This window comes from Psychrobacter submarinus (assembly GCF_904846685.1).
Classification (GTDB): domain Bacteria; phylum Pseudomonadota; class Gammaproteobacteria; order Pseudomonadales; family Moraxellaceae; genus Psychrobacter; species Psychrobacter submarinus.
Window position 1 is genome coordinate 184,609 of the sequence record NZ_CAJHBQ010000003.1, and the last position, 16,731, is coordinate 201,339.

Sequence of the window (16,731 nt, forward strand, 5' to 3'; positions counted from 1 at the left end):
GCCTGATTTGCTGTGCTGATCAAGCTATCAGCGACTTGATGACAGTTTTGATAGTAATTTAACGATAATATTTAATGATAAAAAGGTGCTCTTATGTCTGATAAAAATCCCCGTTTTTCGCGTATCTTGCTTAAACTATCAGGCGAGGCCTTAGCGGGCGGCAAAGACATGGGTATTGATACTGAGGTGCTCGATAAGATGAGTCTGTCTATCGCTCATCTACGTGGCCTTGGGGTGCAAGTCGGTATCGTCGTCGGCGGTGGTAACTTATATCGCGGCGCCCAATTACAACAAGAGGGTCTGGTAGGCCGAGTCACAGGCGATCAGATGGGGATGCTGGCGACTGTTATGAATGGCCTTGCGATGCGTGATGCACTTGAGCGCCGCAATATCAAAACGCGCTTGATGTCAGCCTTACCTATTGGCGAAGTCACTGAGAGCTATAGCAGCCGTAATGCCATTCGTTATCTCAAAAACGGCGAGGTTTGTATCTTTGTTGCCGGTACCGGTAATCCTTTCTTCACCACAGATACCGCTGCTTGCCTGCGCGGTATTGAGATTGAAGCTGGTCTGATCTTAAAAGCGACTAAGGTTGATGGAGTTTATGATAAAGACCCAAGCCTGCATAGCGATGCGACCAAGTACGATGGCCTCACTTTTGATGAGGTGCTCGAGCAAAAGCTTGGCGTCATGGATCTGACCGCTATTGCCCTGTGCCGTGAGCACAATGTACCGCTACAAGTATTCGATATGACTAAGCCTAACGCGTTATTGAATGTCGTTATGGGCGAAAATGAAGGCACTCGTGTTTATCACTAGTCATAAATCGGCAGTCCACGATTTATAACCGTATCTCTTCAAAATAAGCAACTATGACTATTGTCGTATAGATAAATTAAGGAAATATGATGATTAAAGAAATCAAACAAGACGGCGAAGAGCGCATGAAAAAAACGCTAGAGGCGCTTGATAATACTTTTAGTAAAGTGCGTACTGGCCGTGCCCATCCTGGCATGCTATCAGGGATCATGGTCAGCTACTACGGTGCCGACACGCCATTGAACCAAGTCGCTAGCGTTAACGTTGAAGACTCACGCACCTTACTGGTGCAGCCGTTTGATCGCACTATGGTACAAGCAGTAGATAAAGCCATTCGCGAAGCTGATTTGGGTCTTAACCCAATGAGCGCCGATGTGATTCGTGTGCCTATGCCGGCACTGACCGAAGAGACTCGCCGCGATATGCAAAAACTCGCTCGTAGTGAAGCGGAAAGCAGCCGCGTCTCTATTCGTAATATTCGCCGTGATATGATGAATGACATCAAAGATCTAGCCAAAGAAAAAGAGATCTCAGAGGACGATGAGCGCCGCGCTAATGATGATATTCAAAAAATCACTGACAAATATATCGACACCATCGATAAGCGTTTAAGCACAAAAGAAAGCGATTTGATGGAAGTATAAGTGGCTTGCTAGATTCAACGCAAAGTCAAAACCTGAATGTCAATGAAGAACTGGCCTCTTGCAAGTGGTATTGTCGAGACGCCAGTTTTTTATTAGTTAGCTTTTATGGCTAAGAATTTATTACTACTAAGATGGCTAAAGAATGCTTACAGAAACTGACATAGGCCTAAAGCCCAGACATATTGCTATTATTATGGATGGCAACAATCGTTATGGCAAACAACACGAATTAGGCAAAGGCGAAGGCCATATAAAAGGTAAAGACGCGCTGGACCCTGTAGTGGAGTACTGCCGCGAAGTAGGCATTGAAGTACTGACGGTATTTGCTTTTTCTAGTGAAAATTGGCAGCGACCACCGAGCGAGGTGGCATTACTCATGCACTTATTATCGGTGACTATTAGTGAGCAGCTACCACGTATGCAGAAGTATCAAATCCAGCTACGCTTTATTGGTGATCGTAGCCAGTTGTCTGACGATTTACAAGCGCAGATGGCCGATGCAGAGGCTCAGACTGCCCACTATGATGCTATGAGATTGGTGATTGCTATTAGTTATGGTGGTCAGTGGGATATTGCCCATGCTGCAAAACAGCTCGCCGCGCAAGTCCAAACAGGACAGCTGGTGGTGGAAGAGATAACCAAAGAAAAATTAGGCGCATATGTACAGCTAGCAGATGAGCCTGCGGTCGATATGCTGATTCGTACGGGCGGAGAGTACCGCTTATCGAACTTTTTATTATGGCAATCCGCTTATGCTGAGCTGTTTTTTACGCAAACATTATGGCCGAATTTTAGCGCAGAAGAGCTTGATGGTATGCTAAAGGAGTTTAGTCAGCGTCAGCGCCGCTTTGGCAAGACTAGTGAGCAAGTCGCTAGTACAACGACTAATTAGTGAAAAGTACAAAAAGAGTGAATGATTACGTTATAAGTGTCTGTCAACTCTCAGATACCCTATACCCCCTGAAGTTCTGTCAACTATGAGTATAAGGCTTGATTGGTATGTGGCAACGGATTAGAACAGCAGTCGTCTTAATTATCATTGTAGGTATTGCGCTATTTGCAAGCCAAACGCCTATATTTTTTGCGCCTCTACTGGCTATTGGTGTGACGATTGCAGCCCATGAATGGACTAAGCTCATGCCAAAATGGCGTCAGCCGACGATTTTTGTGTTAATTGTTTTGGCACTGACGCTCATCTCGCTCGTATTGCCGATGACCTGGGTATTATGGTGGATAGCTTCTTTAATCATATGGCTGGTGGCTTTATCTTGGGTGAGTAAGTTTCCGACTCATACCAGCTGGTATGGCCGCAGACTGTCAGCCATGGGAATGGTGATACTGGTTGCCTCCATTACTGCTATGTTCTTTTTGTGGCAGCAGTCGCCTTGGTGGCTGATGTATGTGTTCTTATTGGTCTGGTGCGCTGATAGCGGGGCTTATTTCGTTGGCCGTAAGTTTGGCAAACGTAAAATGGCGCCAAATGTCTCGCCCAATAAGAGCATGGAAGGACTGGCAGGCGGAGTCGTTACCGGTTTATTAGTCGTTATCGGTATTAGCGTCTTTATGCTGCAATTGTCGGGCACTGCACTGCTGGCTTTTGCCGCGTTATCTGTGGTGACTATTTTGATATCGGTGTTAGGCGATCTGTTTGAGTCGATGCTCAAGCGCCGCGCTAAAGTTAAGGACTCGGGAACTATCCTACCAGGACACGGCGGCGTGCTAGATCGTATTGACTCATTGCTCTCGGCCACCCCTATATTTGCTTTAGGATTCTTAGGTCTACAGCAGCTTGGTCTGCTTGTAGGCTGATTAAGTCTCTTTATTCTTCATCTATTATTGATAACACTATAGGCCCTTAAGCTTATGACTAACAGACAACGCATCGCTGTACTTGGCGCGACGGGCTCCATCGGCGATAGCACCTTAGCTATTTTAGCAGCGCATAGTGACAACTTTGATGTCTATGCCTTATCAGGTCATCAGCGTTTAGATAAGCTATTGCAGCTGTGCCAGCAGTTCAACCCTGCCCGCGTTTGTGTGCCTATAGATAAGGTCGATGACTTTGCCGCCAAGCTTGCGCAGGCAGGCTTAGACTCCGAGGTTATTGGTGGTCCTGCCGGTCTTGATGATATCGCGTCTGACAGTGAAGTAGATACGGTGGTAGCGGCTATCGTTGGCGCGGCAGGGTTGTCCTCGACGCTTAAAGCCGCGCGCGCCGGTAAGCGTATCTTATTAGCCAATAAAGAAGCGCTAGTCATGGCTGGGCAAGTGATGATCTCACTGGTTAAGACTCATGGCGCAACTTTATTACCGATTGATTCTGAGCACAATGCCATATTTCAATGTTTGCCGCCGTCTATTCAGCAAGATAATACGCAGATTCACAAGTCCTCTTATGGGGTGCGTAAGCTTTGGCTGACGGCTTCTGGCGGACCTTTTTTGCAGCATTCATTTGCGCATATGCAGCAAGCTGGGGTCGCTGAAGCAGTAAAGCATCCTAACTGGTCCATGGGGCAGAAGATATCTGTCGATTCAGCGACGATGATGAATAAAGGCTTGGAGCTGATTGAAGCCTGTCATTTGTTTGATTTACCAGAAGATAAGATAAACGTAGTGATTCATCCGCAAAGTATCATTCACTCAATGGTAGAATATAACGATGGTAGCTATTTGGCTCAGCTCGGTAGTCCCGATATGAAGACGCCAATTGCTCATGCGCTAAGCTATCCTGAGCGTATCGACAGCGGCTCACAGCCGTTAGATTTATTTGCGCTAAGCGCCTTAGAGTTTATTGCTCCAGATTTGCAGAAATTTGCTTGTCTGCGCTTAGCACGGCAAGCGATGCAGGCGGGCACTCAGGCGACTATTGTGTTGAATGCGGCTAATGAGATTGCGGTCGAGGCATTTTTAGCAGAGCGGATACGCTTAACTGATATAGCGGATATCAATGAGCAAGCGCTGAGCCAAGTCAAAGTAGCCAGCTTAACTGCTGATGCTAGTATCGATGATATCTTAGCTATTGATGACGCCGCACGCCGCTACACACAGACGCTTATTGGCCAAATGGCGGGCCAGATAGCGGGACAGATGGTTTGAGGTCGCTTAAATCTATACCTAATTTGAGACATCCATGACTTTTATATTAACGCTGCTTGCCGCTATATTTGTACTAGGACCTCTGATTGCTTTGCACGAGTGGGGGCATTATATCGTTGCGCGTTTATGCGGCGTCAAGGTGCTAACTTATTCTATTGGCTTTGGGCCTAAGCTTGCAGGCTGGACCAGTAAGCGCAGCGGTATAGACTACCGAGTATCTGCTTTGCCGCTTGGCGGCTATGTCAAGATGCTTGATGAGCGTGAAGGTGAGGTGGCTGAACATGAGCAGCACTTAGCCTTTAATCGTCAGCATCCTTTAAAAAAAATAGCTATCGTCGCCGCTGGCCCCATCATGAACTTCATTATCGCCATTGCTTTATTTTGGGTATTGTTTATGACGCCCTCAGAGCAGCTAGCGACTACTATCGGTGAGGTACTGCCCGACACGCCAGCCGCTATGGCGCAGCTGCCAGCGGGTGAGAAGATTGTCGCTATCGACGGTCATGAGGTGCAAACTTGGGAGAACATCAACTATCGCTTAGCAAGTCGCATGGGTGAGACCGATAATGTGAGCGTTACCTTACAATCACAAGCTATGGAGGCGGCAAGCGCTCAGCGAACCACTTACCAAGCGCCGGTGACTAATTTTATGCAAGGGCAGGCGCAAGGCAAAGACGCGCTGACAAGCTTTGGCACGCTACCGTGGCAGCCAACTATTGAGCCTATTATTGGCGATTTGACTGCTGATGGTGCGGCAAGTTTACAGGGCATGCAGGTCGGTGATGAAATTACCGCTATCGATGATACCCCTATTAACGATTGGATTAGTGTCACACGTATTATCCGTGATAGCCCAGAAGTATTGCTCACTTTCACCGTGCTTCGTGATGGCGAGCCGCTACAGTTACAGATCATGCCACAAGGCAAAAAAGACAATTTAGGCAATCGCTATGGGCAGATTGGCGCTATGGTCGCTCAGACTGATATTGTCATCCCTGATGCTTATAAAAATACCGTCGTCTATGGTCCTGGTGAATCACTGGTGAAGTCATTTGAGAAAACCGAACAGTTAGCGGTAATGACGGTCAGCTCAATGGGGAAGATGCTCTCAGGTATGATAGGGTTGGATAACTTATCTGGCCCCATTACTATTGCCAAAGTCGCTAAGCAAAGCTTCGATATCAGCTGGGAGATGGTACTATCTACTGCTGCCTTGATAAGTCTTAGTCTTGCCGTATTGAACTTATTACCCATTCCGATATTGGATGGCGGTCATATTGTTTATTACACTATTGAGCTTATACGAGGCAGACCTCTACCAGAAGGGGTGCAAATCGCAGGCTTAAATATAGGTCTACTCTTGCTAGTAGGTTTCATGGTGTTAGCGATTGGTAATGATATTAGCCGGCTGTTTTAGGCGAACGCGGCGCGACATATCGAGCCAAATGCGCTACACTAACGCCTGCGCAGGATTGTGCCTAACATTATACAAATAGCAATAAACAATACTCATAGTAGCTAAGCTTTATTTAACGTAATTTTTAGTTTATTTTATGATGCGTTTTATATAAAGTGTTCTAATTCTATCTTAATGAGCCATAAGCAAAGTCTCAATAAGGTAGACAAAATATGCTTTTTTACCTTAACTTAAGCAAGTTTTTTATTGACGGATAGTATTTATGCGTACGCCTTTACTTACGAGCGCGGCTGGGTTGCCATTAGTGGTAGCCATGATGAGTGTTTCTGCACAAGCGGCAGATTTTGTGGCAACTGACATTGGTTTCACCGGATTACAACGCCTGACTCCCGATAGTCTTTATCCAGTGTTGCCTATTAGCGTCGGTGATATGGTGACCGATGCCAGCTTAGCGACTAGTATTAAAGCTTTGTATGCTACTGACAACTTCGCTAACATTCAAAGCCGTGTCGAGGGTAGTCAGCTGACTTTTGATGTCGTTGAGCGTCCTGTCATTGCCGAAGTCAATTTTGAGGGCAACCAGCTTATTCCCAAAGAAGGGCTAGAGCAAGGCTTAGAAAACGCTGGCTTATCAGTCGGCGACGTACTCAAGCAAGCGACGCTACAAGGTGTCGCTAACGAGCTGCAGCAGCAATATATCTCCCAAGGCTATTACAACAGCAGTATCGAAGTGGATCAGACTTTGCTCGATGGTAATCGGGTCAAGCTTGACGTGCGCTTCATCGAAGGCAAAGCGGCCAAAGTAGTTGATATTAATATTATTGGTAATCAGCACTTTAGTGATGAAGAGATTAAAGATGTGTTTGCAGTAAAAGAAACCTCATGGGCCAATATCATCTCTAAGTCAGATCGCTACGCCAAAGAAAAACTAGGCGCAAGTTTAGAGAACCTAAAAGCGCTGTACCAGAACGATGGTTATGTGCGCTTTAACGTTGACAACGCCATACTCAATATTAGTGAAGATAAAAAAAGCGTCTTTATTGAAATCAGCTTAACCGAAGGCGACCAATACCAGTTTGGGGATATTAGCTTTTTGGGCGAGCCCAAATTCGATGTCGATGATCTAAGCGAGCTTGTGACCTTTAATGCCGATGAGCAGTACTCGCAAGCTAAGCTTGATGCAACAACTGCTGCGCTCAAAAACCGTTATGGCAATGAAGGCTATTATCTAGCACAAATTCGCCCAGTACCGCGTATTAATGACGACACCAAGATCGTCGATGTTGACTATTATATCGATCCGGTAAGACCTATCTATGTGCGCCGTATTAATTTCAACGGCAATATAAAAACCCAAGACGAAGTACTGCGCCGAGAGATGCGTCAGTTAGAAGGATCACTGGCCTCTAACGAAAAAATCCAGCTATCGCGCACACGTTTATTGCGCACCGGTTTCTTTAAAACCGTTAACGTTGATGTTAGATCGGTGCCCAATCAGCCAGACCAAGTCGATGTGAACTATACCGTTGAAGAACAACCCTCAGGTAGCTCAACGATTGCCGCTGGTTACTCTCAAAGTGGCGGGGTAACTTTCCAGTTAGACCTCACTCAAAACAACTTTATGGGCACCGGTAACCGCGTCAATGCCGCACTTTCACGCTCAGAGACACGCGACTCTTATAGCTTAGGATATACCGATCCTTACTTCACTGAAAATGGCGTCTCACAAGGGGTCAGTGCTTATTACCGTGAGACCAAATATGATGATAGAAACGTCAGTAACTATGTCACCGACTCTTATGGCGCTACGCTTAACTATAGCTATCCTGTTGACGAGACTAAACGCATAAGCGCTGGTATCAACATCGATAATACTGAGGTTCGCGGCGGGCGTTTCCTTGGCGTGTCTAACGTCGACCAGATTGTCGACGATGGAGGCTCATTTAGTGAAATTGTAGATGACAGTGGTGACCCTATTAAAGGCGCTTCCACCTTCAAGAATGATTATATCAGCTATAATTTACTCCTAGGCTGGGACTACAGCACGCTAGATCGCCCAGTGTTTCCCACGAAGGGCATGAGCCATAGCGTCGATGCGACTATTGGCTTTGGCGATGCTGATTATCAAAAAGCCATTTATCGCGGTAACGTCTACTATCCGATCTATAAAGATGTGATTGCACGCGGTTACACTAAGCTTGGCTATGGTAATGACTTGCCTTTTTATGAGAATTTCTACGCTGGTGGTTATGGCTCTGTACGTGGCTACGAGTCCTCAAGTTTAGGCCCTAGATCGAAAGCTTATTCTGATGCGGTTCTTGGTCGTGATCGTATCAGAGACGAAGAGGTCGGTGGTAACGCCTTAGCAAGCTTCGGTACTGAGCTTATCTTGCCTATGCCATTCAAAGGCGACTGGGCGGATCAAGTACGTCCGGTATTATTCGCGGAAGGTGGACAAGTCTTTGATACTACCGATAGAGAAGATCGCAACTTCGTTGACCCGGTAACGGGTGAGCGTCCTGTAGATACAGATGATAATCCTGTAGATGTTCCATTATTAACGCAAGACAATGATCTGCGTTTTAGTGCCGGTGCTGGCGTGACTTGGTACACGCCTATCGGACCTATTTCGATCAGTTATGCGGTACCTATTGGCGACAAAGAAGGCGACGAGACCGAAAAAGTCCAGTTCCAAATTGGTAGTACTTTTTAATTGACCTTACTTTTAATGCGCTGCCATAATGGCTTGATGGAGAGCTGACTAACACGTCAGCTCTTAAGCGATAGAGCATTACGAATGACTGAGCTAAACTGTTAGCTTATCTTAGCTTAGTGCCTATTTTCACTATATTGTTTTACTATACTATTAGCAGTGTTACTGACTATGACTACCATTGAGCATCTCATTACACAAATTGAGCAGCGCCAACCTGTACTGAACAAGTCGGCGCTAAGCTCTGAGCAGCTTAATTTTGAAATTAGCGGCGTCGGCAGTTTGGCTACCGCTACTAGCACCCAGCTCAGCTTTTTGGCGGATCCAAAATACCTCTCTTATCTTGCCGCTAGTGAGACTGGAGCCGTGTTAGTCAATGAGCCGCATGCTGAGATTGCCCGCGCACCGACGATAGCTTTGGTCGTTGCCAATCCTTATTTGGCTTATGCGAGTAGTACTCAGTTATTTGAGTCAAAGCCTGAGACTGGCGTCATACACCCGGCAGCAAGCATTGCTGATAGTGCTATCATCGGTGAAGGGGTCAGCATAGGGCCGTTTTGTGTGGTTGGCGCGCGCGCACAGATAGGCGCAGGCAGTTGTCTTGACGCCCATGTAGTTATTGGGGCTGATACGAGTATTGGTGAGCGTTGTCACTTTAAGTCACAAGTGGTTATCGGTCACGACTGTATCATCGGCAACCAAGTGAGAATTCACGCCGGCGCTAGTATAGGTAGCGAAGGTTTTGGCTTCGCCCCAACCAAAAATCCGAGTGATAGTGGCTGGGAGCGTATTGCTCAGCTAGGGCGTGTGGTCATTGGCGATCAGGTACGGATAGGTAGCAATACCTGTATCGATCGCGGCGCTATTGATGATACGGTTATCGGTAATCATGTGATTATCGATAATTTAGTACAAATAGCGCATAACGTCCATATTGGTGACGGCTCTGCCATCGCCGCTCATACTGGTATCGCAGGCAGCACTCGCCTTGGTAAGCGCTGTATCGTGGGCGGCGCTGTCGGTATCAACGGTCATATTGAGATTGCTGACGATGTCACTTTATCTGGTATGACTATGGTGACAAAATCGATCAAAACCTCAGGCTCTTATTCATCGGGTACAGCCGCTATGCCTACAGCCAAATGGCGACGCGCGGCAGTACGTTTTCGTCAAATGGGTAATGATTGAGTAGTCAACCCTACGCCAACAGCCAAAGCAACTGTTTTAAAAGTATCCAATTTAAAAAGCAGCTGACTTAAAAAGCAACTGGTTTTAGATGTGATTATTTTTTTATTTAACTGATTTAAAGTGAACTGTTTTAAAAGTGTCTGTCTAGGGCGTGTTGGACATTCGACCGTGGCACTGACAGAGACTATTTTTTAGACGATTTGCAGATAAAAATGGTAAGTATAGTCATTCTATACGTCAGTTCTTATCAATAAAGCGGCAAAAAAGAGTCCTGTCCCTGTTGTTAGAGTGAGGGCTGATGCTAAAATCGCCCTAGTCGTTGTAACTGTTTAAATAAAATCAGTTAGCCAATGCAATGAGCATTACCTGCAATTTTCCCGACGACTAGAACACAGCTTCGATTAACTAGCAGCTATCAGCAGTGCCTTCTTGTGAATGTTCAACACGCCCTAAAACAGCATATCTCTAATTTATATTTTGATTGCGAGTACCGCAAGGAAGCCCATTATGAGTGCCATTGATTTCGATAAGTTAACGGATGAAGATATCAGTAAGTTAGCAACAAACGGCTTGAGCTTACCGCTGACTTATCATGATTTGAAGCATTATTTACCGCACCGTTATCCTTTTATGCTAGTCGATCGGATTACGGCTTGTCGACCTGGGGAGTGGATCACCGGTATAAAAAACGTCACCATCAACGAAGAGTTTTTTAATGGTCATTTCCCTGACGAGCCTATTATGCCAGGGGTGTTGATGGTTGAGTGTATGGCGCAAGTTTCTGGTGTTTTAGGGTTTATCAGTGCCGGTTTGACCTCTAAGGATGGCTATCTCTACCTGTTTGCCGGAGTAGATAAGGTGCGCTTCAAACGGCAAGTGATTCCAGGGGATCAGCTTATCATTCGCTCTAAGATTACTATGCAAAAGCAAGGTATTTATAAGTTTGACTGTACGGTTCACGTTGAGCAGCAGCTCGCCGTCAGTGCTCAGATTATGATTGCTCGCCAAGAGAAATAACCTCGGCAAATCAGCACGAACTACTTTTATTATTCCATTGAATTAGATGATACTAAGGCCTGTACTATGAGCCAGATTCACCCTACAGCACTCATCTCACCTTCTGCAACTATTGACGAGACGGCGGTTATAGGACCGTATTGTATCGTTGGTGATGAGGTGTCTATCGGCGCTCACACGATCTTGCATCGTCATGTGGTAGTGGCTAAGTTGACACGTATAGGACAGCACAATCAGTTTTATCAGTTCGCTAGTATCGGCGAGGATCCGCAAGATCTTAAGTATGCCGGTGAGCGTACTTGGCTTGAGATTGGTGATCATAATACTATTCGAGAGGCTTGTAGCTTACACCGCGGTACCGCGCAAGACGCTACTATCACTAAGATTGGCAGTCACAACTTACTGATGGTCAATACCCATATTGCTCATGACTGTACCATTGGTAGCCACAATGTCTTAGCAAATAACGTTGGCATTGCCGGACACGTGACCATCGGCGATCATACTATCATTGGTGGCAATTCTGGTATTCACCAGTTCTGCCGCGTTGATGACTACAGCTTAGTCGGTGGAGCGAGCCTTATTCTAAAAGATGTGGCGGCTTTTACTATGGTATCGGGCAATCCGGCAGGCGCTCACGGTCTAAATATAGAAGGCATGCGCCGAAAAGACTGGTCGAAACAGACTATCGACGTCTTACGTCAAGCTTACCGTGTCGTTTTTAGGTCTGGTCTGACCACTGTCCAAGCGCTTGAGGTTTTACAAAATGAGCTGCTACCCAAAGAGCCAAAAATCCAGCTACTCATTGACTCTTTAGAGCACAGTAAACGCGGTGTCGTCCGTTAAAATTTAGCTCAGCACAGTTGGTACTATCATTTCGAGTCTAAACATCATAACCTCTATCATTAAAAGCCATAACATAACGTTATGGCTTTTTGTGTTTATCATTTCTTGACATTTGCTGTCGATTAGCAGAAACTTTCAAGTCATATGTAGTAAGGTTTTAGTAACTTATTTTAACCAATAGCTGACTGGTAGTCTCTTTGATTATCTTGCTGCTCTAAAGTGCAGCGTTTAAGGTACTTAAAGGGCATTAAAAGAGAACGCCAGTGAATTTTAGGAGTGTTATATGGCACAGCAAAGGGAAAATTGGTCCAGTCGTACTGGATTCATTCTAGCAGCTGTCGGTTCAGCAGTTGGATTAGGGAATATTTGGCGATTTCCTTATGTGGCTTATGATAATGGTGGTGGGGCATTTATGGTGCCTTATCTTATCGCCTTATTAACCGCAGGTATTCCGTTATTATTTTTAGATTATATTATTGGCCACAAATACCGCGCCGCCGCGCCGCGAGCTTATAAGAGATTCTCACCATCTGGTCAGTTTGTCGGTTGGTGGCAGTCTTTGGTCTCTTTTGTCATTGCCATCTATTACGCCGCCGTCATCGTTTGGGCAGGTAGTTATATGGTCTTCTCGTTTGGACAAAAGTGGGGCGAGGATACCACTAACTTCTTTGTCAGTGACTTTATACAGCATACTGGCGAGCTGACCTCCGTCTTTGTACCGCAGATGTTTACAGGTCTAGTGATTGTCTGGGCTTTAGCGCTATTGATTATGTTTGGCGGCATCCGTAAAGGCGTGGAGCTTGCGAACAAAATCTGCTTACCACTACTTATTGTGCTGTTTGGTATTATGGTTTTCAAAGCCGTCACTTTGCCAGGCTCTGTGGTTGGTTTGAATGCCTTTTTTGAACCAAACTGGACCAGAATGGCGGATCCTAGTGTTTGGCTAGCTGCTTATGGGCATGTGTTTTTCTCGCTATCAGTGGGTTTTGGCATCATGGTGACTTATGCCTCATACCTTAAAAGGAACACTAACTTAACAGGCGCAGGCTTAGTGGTTGGTTTTGCTAACTCCTCATTTGAGCTTATTGCAGGTATCGGTATCTTCTCAGCTATTGGCTTTATGGCGATGTCAACCGGTCAAGATGTTGCTGAAGTCGCGAGTGGCGGCGTTGGACTAGCCTTCTTTGTTTTCCCCAAAATCATCTCTACTATGGGCGCTAGTGGCGACTTTGTCGGTTTCTTATTCTTTGGCTCGTTGGTCGTTGCTGGTATTAGCTCATTAATTAGTATCTTAGAAGTACCCGTCTCTGCGTTTCAAAGTAAATTTGACTGGTCGCGCAAAAAAGCAGTAGCCATAATCGTGGGTGTATCTGCGGTTATATCTATCTCAGCTTTCTCTACTGGTAGCTCATTGGTATTGGTCGATGTGATTGATCATTTTGCTAATAACATCGGTATCGTCGCAGGTGGACTCATGTCTATTGTCTTGGTCACTTGGTTTAATCGCCGCAAAATCCCAGGTTTAATAGCGCATATCAATCAGGTGTCTAGTGTCAAATTAGGCGGTGCTTGGGTATTTATGCTGACGGTTATTACGCCTGTTGTACTGGTCATTGCGCTAGGTATGAGATTAGTTGATTTGGTACAAAACCCTTATGAAGGCTACTCAACAACCATCCTATTACTATTTGGTTGGGGCGTGGTGGTACTATTTGGCTTAGGTGCCTTTATACTCTCTCGTATGAAAGGTATCCATGACGAAGAAGATGATAAAGCTCGCGCTCTTGATGATGCACGCTAATCATACTGCTCTTAGACGGACACTTTAATAGGAATAAATTATGTCAACTTCAGCCATTATTTTTATGATTATCTCCATGCTGCTTATATGGGGCGGTTTGCTCTTAGCTGTTTTGCATCTAAGAAAGCATCCTGATATTCCCATGAGTCAGCTGCCTGATGATCAAATTTATTAAGACTATCAGTAGATAAATGTATCAAAGCCAGTCACTAATATGAGTGACTGGCTTTTTTAGTATGAACAGAGACAGAAATAAGAGCCTTTATCAACAGCTATATGACTTAATGCAGCGTTAGCTCAGGTACTTGTTGCCCGCGCTTGCTATAAAACTCACTCACAAACTCATCAAAAGTATCCGCTTCAATAGCGTCTCTAATACCTGCCATCAAGCGCTGATAATAACGTAGGTTATGAATAGTTGCTAATTGCGCGCCTAACATCTCTTTGCATTTATTGAGATGGTAAAGATAAGCGCGGCTAAAGTTCTGACAGGTGTAGCAGTCACATCCAGGATCTAGTGGGCCTGTATCCGTACGATATTGGCTATTACGAATGCGTACCACTCCAGTGTTATCAGCATCACCAGTGACGAAGTAATGACCATTACGTGCATTACGAGTTGGCATGACGCAGTCAAACATATCAACGCCGCGGCGCACACCTTCGATTAGATCCTCAGGCTTACCAACGCCCATCAGATAGCGCGGCTTATCGGCTGGCATATCATCAGGTAGGTAATCTAATACCGCCATCATCTCCTCTTTGGGTTCACCCACAGAGAGACCGCCGATAGCATAACCATCAAAACCAATCTCAAGTAAACCCTCAAGTGACTGCTGACGTAAGTCGCTATACATACTGCCTTGCACGATACCAAAAAGCGCATTAGTACTGCCAAGGTTTTGATGCTCATTAAGACAGCGCTGCCCCCAACGCAAGGAGAGCTCCAAAGATTTCTTCGCTTCAGCGTGCGTGGCCGGATAGGGCGTACACTCATCGAACTGCATGACGATGTCGGAATTCAGACTATACTGAATCTGCATCGATTTTTCAGGTGATAAAAACACTTTCGCACCATCAATAGGCGACTTAAAATGTACGCCTTCTTCGGTGATTTTACGCATTGCGCCAAGGCTGAAGACCTGAAAGCCACCAGAGTCGGTCAAGATTGGCTTGTCCCAGTGCATGAATTTATGCAGGCCGCCGAACTGATCGATGATATCAGTGCCCGGGCGCAGCCAAAGATGAAAGGTATTGCCAAGGATAATGTCGGCGCCAATGGCCTCGATATCACGAGGCAGCATGCCTTTCACCGTGCCGTAAGTGCCAACAGGCATAAAAGCAGGCGTTTGTACATCGCCATGATTGAGATGAACGGTACCACGGCGCGCACGAGTCTCGCCACTAGCAGTTTTATGTAAAGTAAATTGCATATTATAATCGCTATCTGAGCTATGAAAATGGCGCTAATTATATCATTATTAGCGGTTTTTTGTATGACCGTTATCCTCGTCAAGTGAGAGCTCTACAGCCTTTATTTTAATAGCTCTCTACCCAAATGACACAGACAATAGCGTTTGACACTTATAGAATGGATGCAAAAGCAGAATTTACAGATGGTAGGGGAGCCTGAGCTGGCTCGTTACAACCCGCCATGGACGCTGCCTTTTATGCGTCGTAACGAGGTGATGATTCGTTATGAATAACAGCCAGTTATAGTCAAATACACGGGTCAATAAAAAAAGACAGCATATGCTGTCTTTTTATAGTCGATGCTTTGAGTCAAACTTAGCTGTTTTGCTCACGAATGATGTTTAGCATCCGGCGTAAAGGCTCTGCAGCGCCCCATAGCAGCTGGTCACCGACAGTAAATGCACCTAAATATTCAGGCCCCATATTGAGCTTACGCAGGCGACCTAGAGCTACGGTTAAAGTACCAGTTACGGCTACTGGCGTTAAACGCTCGACTGTAGCTTCCTTAGTATCCTCAACTACATCTAGCCATTTATTATCGCTACCTTGAAGCGCCTCTTCAATCTCGCTTAGCGGGATGTCTTTTTTGAGCTTGATAGTCAGACCCTGAGCATGACAGCGCATCGCACCGATACGGACACACATACCATCGATAGGAATATTACTCTGTTCATCATTACCAAGGATCTTATTGGTTTCAACGCCGCCTTTCCACTCTTCTCTTGATTGCTGATTGTCCATTTGCGAATCGATATAAGGAATCAAGCTACCAGCTAGGGGTACGCCAAAATACTGCTGAGGAAAATCGGCTGAGCGCTGAGTCTCGGCGATCTTTTTATCGATATCCAAGATTGCACTGGCAGGATCAGACAGCTCAGCTTTGACCGCATCTTGTAATACGCCCATACCGCTGATAAGTTCACGCATATTGTTAGCGCCAGAGCCACTTGCCGCTTGATAAGTCATCGCGCTGACCCATTCCACCCAGCCTCTGTTGAACAGCTCACCGATAGCCATCAGCATAAGCGATACCGTACAGTTACCACCGATAAAGTCTTTTTTACCATGAGCTAAAGCGTTATCAATCACATTACGATTGACGGGATCTAAAATAATGATGCTATCTTCATCCATACGTAAAGTACTAGCAGCATCAATCCAATAACCCTCCCAGCCGCTATCGCGCAGAGGCTGGTGTACCTTTTGAGTATAGTCGCCGCCTTGGCAGGTAATAATCACATCGCAGTCCGCTAAAGACTTAATATCATGAGCATCTTTGAGTTTACTTGGGCTAATACCATCAAAGCTTGGCGCATCGCCGCCGCTGTTACTGGTTGAAAAAAACACCGGGGTGATACCGGTGAAGTCTTTTTCTTCGCGCATACGCTCAATCAGCACTGAGCCGACCATACCGCGCCAGCCTACTAAACCTACTGTTAAATTACTCATGAAATGCCTTCCTCTTGTACGATGGTTTGTGACATAGTTTGTGACAAGGACAACCCGTAACAATGCCGTGAATAGAACAAAAAAGCAAGATTTTTCGATAAATTTCTTTTACTGCTATATCGTTACCATTTATGGGCTCTAAACAGTAACGTTTTATAATGTTTATTCGCTTAATGAAATGCTAAAGTAGGCTTCTTAATAAAAGGCCAAAAGTAAGCTTGAGAATTAAGTACGACAATTAAAAATGATAATAAATATATTTATTGAG

At 45.5% G+C, this 16,731-nt stretch carries 15 protein-coding genes; 13 read left to right on the forward strand and 2 right to left on the reverse strand.

Going from position 1 to position 16,731, the window contains the following annotated elements:
• Positions 1-93 precede the first annotated feature (93 nt).
• The 12 genes from pyrH to JMY03_RS10160 all read left to right on the forward strand — a co-directional run bounded on the left by pyrH (position 94) and on the right by JMY03_RS10160 (position 13,716).
• Positions 94-819, forward strand: coding sequence for a UMP kinase (gene pyrH, locus JMY03_RS10105; RefSeq protein WP_025647087.1), 726 nt, complete (start codon positions 94-96; stop codon positions 817-819).
• Positions 820-908: 89 nt separating this feature from the next.
• Positions 909-1,463 carry a ribosome recycling factor gene (gene frr, locus JMY03_RS10110; protein WP_025647086.1) on the forward strand — a complete coding sequence of 185 codons (555 nt, stop codon included), beginning with the start codon at positions 909-911 and terminating at the stop codon, positions 1,461-1,463.
• 142 nt (positions 1,464-1,605) lie between these two features.
• A complete protein-coding gene (uppS, locus tag JMY03_RS10115) occupies positions 1,606-2,355 on the forward strand; it encodes a polyprenyl diphosphate synthase (RefSeq protein WP_201603515.1) in 750 nt (249 codons plus the stop codon).
• Between the two features lie 107 nt (positions 2,356-2,462).
• Entirely contained in the window at positions 2,463-3,272 is an 810-nt protein-coding gene (locus JMY03_RS10120; protein WP_201603516.1) for a phosphatidate cytidylyltransferase, read from the forward strand.
• A 54-nt stretch (positions 3,273-3,326) separates the two neighbouring features.
• Complete coding sequence (gene ispC / locus JMY03_RS10125; RefSeq protein ID WP_201603518.1) at positions 3,327-4,559, forward strand: 1-deoxy-D-xylulose-5-phosphate reductoisomerase; 1,233 nt, start codon at positions 3,327-3,329, stop codon at positions 4,557-4,559.
• Positions 4,560-4,593: 34 nt separating this feature from the next.
• Positions 4,594-5,976 (forward strand): RIP metalloprotease RseP, encoded by a 1,383-nt coding sequence (gene rseP / locus JMY03_RS10130; protein WP_201603521.1) that lies wholly within the window; start codon positions 4,594-4,596, stop codon positions 5,974-5,976.
• 262 nt (positions 5,977-6,238) lie between these two features.
• Positions 6,239-8,689 (forward strand): outer membrane protein assembly factor BamA, encoded by a 2,451-nt coding sequence (bamA, locus tag JMY03_RS10135; protein ID WP_201603522.1) that lies wholly within the window; start codon positions 6,239-6,241, stop codon positions 8,687-8,689.
• Positions 8,690-8,860: 171 nt separating this feature from the next.
• Complete coding sequence (gene lpxD / locus JMY03_RS10140) at positions 8,861-9,877, forward strand: UDP-3-O-(3-hydroxymyristoyl)glucosamine N-acyltransferase (RefSeq protein ID WP_201603524.1); 1,017 nt, start codon at positions 8,861-8,863, stop codon at positions 9,875-9,877.
• 507 nt (positions 9,878-10,384) lie between these two features.
• Positions 10,385-10,894: a 3-hydroxyacyl-ACP dehydratase FabZ gene (fabZ, locus tag JMY03_RS10145; protein WP_201603526.1), complete on the forward strand. Its 510-nt coding sequence runs from the start codon at positions 10,385-10,387 to the stop codon at positions 10,892-10,894.
• 66 nt (positions 10,895-10,960) lie between these two features.
• The gene (gene lpxA, locus JMY03_RS10150) at positions 10,961-11,740 is read left to right on the forward strand and encodes an acyl-ACP--UDP-N-acetylglucosamine O-acyltransferase (protein ID WP_025647078.1); all 780 of its coding nucleotides are present in this window, start codon (positions 10,961-10,963) and stop codon (positions 11,738-11,740) included.
• Positions 11,741-12,023: 283 nt separating this feature from the next.
• Positions 12,024-13,541, forward strand: a complete 1,518-nt coding sequence (locus JMY03_RS10155; protein WP_201603528.1) for a sodium-dependent transporter — start codon at positions 12,024-12,026, stop codon at positions 13,539-13,541.
• 40 nt (positions 13,542-13,581) lie between these two features.
• A complete protein-coding gene (locus JMY03_RS10160) occupies positions 13,582-13,716 on the forward strand; it encodes a methionine/alanine import family NSS transporter small subunit (RefSeq protein WP_201603529.1) in 135 nt (44 codons plus the stop codon).
• Between the two features lie 106 nt (positions 13,717-13,822).
• Here the strand turns inward: JMY03_RS10160 and tgt are convergent, their stop codons facing one another.
• A complete protein-coding gene (gene tgt / locus JMY03_RS10165) occupies positions 13,823-14,974 on the reverse strand; it encodes a tRNA guanosine(34) transglycosylase Tgt (RefSeq protein WP_025647076.1) in 1,152 nt (383 codons plus the stop codon).
• A gap of 144 nt (positions 14,975-15,118) precedes the next feature.
• Here tgt and JMY03_RS10170 point away from each other — a divergent pair, with 144 nt between their 5' ends.
• The gene (locus JMY03_RS10170; RefSeq protein ID WP_265089638.1) at positions 15,119-15,247 is read left to right on the forward strand and encodes a heme-binding protein; all 129 of its coding nucleotides are present in this window, start codon (positions 15,119-15,121) and stop codon (positions 15,245-15,247) included.
• Positions 15,248-15,329: 82 nt separating this feature from the next.
• Here JMY03_RS10170 and asd read toward each other — a convergent pair whose 3' ends face one another.
• Positions 15,330-16,463 carry an aspartate-semialdehyde dehydrogenase gene (asd, locus tag JMY03_RS10175; protein ID WP_201603530.1) on the reverse strand — a complete coding sequence of 378 codons (1,134 nt, stop codon included), beginning with the start codon at positions 16,461-16,463 and terminating at the stop codon, positions 15,330-15,332.
• Positions 16,464-16,731 lie beyond the last annotated feature (268 nt).